Annotated in this window: 1 protein-coding gene; it reads right to left on the bottom strand. The window is 43.7% G+C overall.

Annotation, left to right across the window (positions count from 1 at the left end; genetic code table 11):
* Positions 1-53: 53 nt before the first annotated feature.
* A complete protein-coding gene (locus QUA40_RS27890) occupies positions 54-4175 on the bottom strand; it encodes an HYR domain-containing protein (RefSeq protein ID WP_333131833.1) in 4122 nt (1373 codons plus the stop codon).
* Positions 4176-4240: the final 65 nt, after the last annotated feature.

A 4240-nucleotide genomic window follows, 5' to 3' on the forward strand; every position in this document is an offset into this window, starting at 1 on the left:
CATTAAAAAAGTCCCGCCATTCGGCAGGACTTTTACTATTTGTCTTCACAGTATTAGTTGGCTTTGATACCCTGTACTACTTTCCTGTTCTCGCCCTGTATCACTTCCACAAAGTAAGTACCATTGATATAACTATTTCCGAACCTGTACATATCTTCTACTGATCCTCGCTGTGTCTCTATCATCTTACCCAGTGCATTCATCACTCTTACTGTTACAGGTGTCTTCCTGTCACTGCTCATCACCTGCAGCATGAAGTAATTGGTGGTTGGGTTTGGACTTAGCTTCACAGTTAAAGCTTCAGCAGCAATCTTCACCTCAGGTGTAACAGGTGCCTTGCTGTAAGTTGGTGCCGTGCATGGTGCCACTTCACACTTACCTAACCTGTCTGTTGCATGACCTGATGGACCGATATGTGATGGTACTGCATTTACACTGATCTCTAAAGTATGTGCATTACCAGGATTGCCCGGAGGTACATGGCATACATATACTTTCTTACCATCCCATGTTCCATTCTTAGAAGGTACCCTGATATCTGTTACACAGATACTGATTGTGCAGGTTGTGGTACATCCGTATTTGTTCGTGATGAACACAGTGAACGTATATGTTCCTGCTGCAGTTGGTGCAAACAATGGTGACTGTACTGTTGTGCTGCTGAGTGTACCATTACCACTCCATGAGAAGGTGTAAGGTGCACCACTTGCTGGTACTGACAGTTGTAATGTTGTACTCTGAGCTCCGTAGCCTAAGTACAGGTTGTTTACATTACCACCTGTGTACACATTGCTCGTTGGTACTGATACAACACTGCAGGTTGGTATCTCTCCTACTACATTTACCGTAGCAGTACATGTGCTGCTGTTACCACTTACATCTGTTACAGTAAGTGTTACCGTGTTTGCTCCAATATCACTACAGCTAAAGGTTGACTTCGATAAGCTGTAAGTCATCGGGCTGCAATTATCAGTACTGTTGTTATTGATATCAGCTGTGGTGATAGATGCTGTACCGTTCACCAAAGTGATCGTAACAGGCTTGCAGATAGCTGTTGGTGCTGTGACATCCTGAACCGTGATCACCTGAACACAGCTTGAACTATTGTTACAAGCATCGGTTGCAGTCCATGTCCTGGTGATGGTATAGTTATAATGACCTGCATTATTTGCATTACCATTCTGTGTACTCACATCACTGTAAGTGATCGTTACACCACTGCATACATCTGTTGCTGTTGCAGAACCGGTTGCTGAAGGATTGCTGTTGTCCTGGCAGTTCAATGTTACATCTGCAGGACAGCTAATAACAGGTGCTGTTTTATCAACGATCGTGAACGTTGCTGTTGTTGATGTTGCGTTACCACAATTATCTGTTGCAGTGAACACCACTGTTGCTGATCCTGTGTTACCACAATCATCACTCAATGCACTAAAGTTGTTACTCCATGTTACATTGCTGCAAACATCTGATGCAGTTGCTCCACCGTTTGAAGCTAACCATGCAGCAAGTGCTGCAGTATTACCTGATCCATCACATTCTACAACTGCATTTTGTGCTGCTGTTACAGATGGTGCTGTATTATCTACAATCGTGAACGTTGCTGTTGTTGATGAGGCGTTACCACAATCATCTGTTGCAGTGAACACCACTGTTGCTGATCCTGTGTTACCACAACCATCACTTAATGCTGTGAAGTTGTTGCTCCAGTTTACATTACTGCAATCATCCGTTGCACTGGCTCCACCATTGGAAGCTAACCATGCTGTGAGTGCTGCAGTATTACCTGCTCCATCACACTGTACTGTTGCATCGGTGGCTGATTTAACCATCACCGGTGCCTTGGTATCTTCTACTGTAACTATTTGCGTAGCACTGGTTGAGTTACCATGAGCATCTGTAACACTCCATGTTCTTGTTAATGTATAATTACCTGCACAGTTGCCATCCGCTTTTACTTCAGTGTAATTAACCGCTCCAACGCCAGGGCAATTATCTGTTGCCGTTACATTCGCTGCTGCAGGTACTGAAGTACATTCTACTGTTGCATTTGCAGGTACATTTACCAGCTTAGGTTTCTCTACATCATTTACCGTTACAGTAAAGCTGCAGCTAACCGTATTGCCACCTACATCTGTTGCACTGTAAGTAACTACTGTTGTACCTACAGGGAATACTGAACCTGATGCAAGACCTGATACCATTGTGGTTGGTATATTACCACCCTCAAATTCTACTACATAGTATGCCGGCTGAGTATAATACCAGTCATTCCATGTAGGGCCAGTCCAGTTGATCACAGCCCAATCTTCATTTCCTCCGGCATTGTTCGGCTCACCACCTGACCAGTTGGTATAAGTGATCGGCTCGTTTGTTATCCATTTATAAGTGCCTTCATTATCACGATCAGTAAAGCCGATCCACATACGCTGACCAGGTAAGAATCCTGAGATCAATGCATTCTCAGCAGCACTGCTTATTGTTGCAAGATGACCACCTAAGGCTATCGAAGCTGCATGTGCTGCCTCTGGTGTTGCCTGGTTGTTTGATACAAAATAAGTATGTCCACCGAAGGTTCCTTTATATGTATAACCAGCTATAGATGTTGGTAATGTTCCACTACCACAATTATCTGTTGCTGATGGCTGGCTATAATTTACCACAGCTCCGCATGTTCCTGTTGTTGCATTTACAACAATATCAAAAGGACATGCAATAACCGGTGGTGTATTATCATCTATTACTACCGTTTGTGTTTGAACACTTGCATTACCTGCAGCATCCGTATACGTCCACGTTATCGTATGTGTACCCTGGGTAGTGAACGATGTTGGTCCGGATGGAACTCCATTGATCACTCCACTGCAATTATCCGTTGCAGTTGGTACCGGGGCAGACGCTGAACATTCTGCAGTAATCGTTGGAAGGTTTGTAACATTTGCCACAGGTGCTTCCGTATCATTCACAGTTATCGTAAACGTACACACTGATGTGCCTACTGCATTGGTTGCTGTAGCCGTTACAGTAGTTGTTCCAACAGGGAAGAAACTTCCTGGCTGGTGACTATATGTAATTGTTGAGGCCGGTATTGCTGTAGTTTCTGTAGCAGCAAAGCTCACATTCGTTCCACATGCACCTGTCGTATTGCTTACGATGATGTCTGAAGGACAAACGATAACCGGAGGTACACCTACTACAGTAACATCGAATGAACATGTTGCTGTTAAGCCTGATGCATCTGTTACTACATAAGTTACCGTTGTTGTTCCGATAGGGAACGTTGAACCACTGGCTAGTCCTGTGGTCATCGCTGTTGTTGCACCAGCACAATTATCAGTACCTGCAGGTGTAGTGTAATTGATTACAACTCCTGCCGCACTTGTTGCAATGGAACTGATGTTACCAGGGCAGCTGATAACAGGTGCCTGTGCATCTACAACTGTTACTGTTTGATCACATGTATTGATGTTACCATGGATATCTATAACAGTCCACGTAACAACAGTTGTTCCTACAGGATATTCATTCGACGGATGATTGTTTGTTACCGAAGCAACACCACAATTATCTCCTGTAACAGGTGCAGTTAAACTAACCACAGCTTTACACTCATTCGTGATATTGTTTACCGTAACATTTGCAGCACAAGTGATCGATGGTAATTGTTTATCTGTTACCACTACATTAAAGCTGCATGAAGTTGAAAGACCTGATGCATCAGTAGCTGTATAAGTAACAGTAGTTGTACCTATCGGGAAAGTTTGACCGGAAACATGTGTTCCTGTCATCGTTACTCCCACACAATTATCACTCGCCGTTGGAGGATTCCATAAAGCCACACCTGTACACTGTCCAGGTGTTGTATTAATATTGATCGTAGACGGACATCCTGTAATCACAGGTGCCTGGTCATCTGTAACTGTTACCGTAAAGCTCGCTGTTGAAGTTCTTCCGTTTACATCTACTGCTGTATAAACAATCGTATGTACTCCTTTGCTGAGTAATGCAAAACCAAACTGGTTATACTGTGCATTATTTGTAGACAGGCTTTGAATACCGCAATTATCACTCGCAGTGGCATTAGGCCATCCTACAAGAGCAAGGCATCCACCTTCACCTACTGTAGCACTGAAGCTGGCTGGTACGTTAGTGATAACAGGGTTCTGATTATCCACCACTGTTACTGTTTGTGTAACAGGTATCGCTGCATTACCATTTGCATCCGTTACATTCCATGTAA

Origin of the sequence: Microcoleus sp. Pol11C3 (assembly GCF_036701485.1) — a bacterium.
Lineage (GTDB): Bacteria > Cyanobacteriota > Cyanobacteriia > Cyanobacteriales > Microcoleaceae > Microcoleus.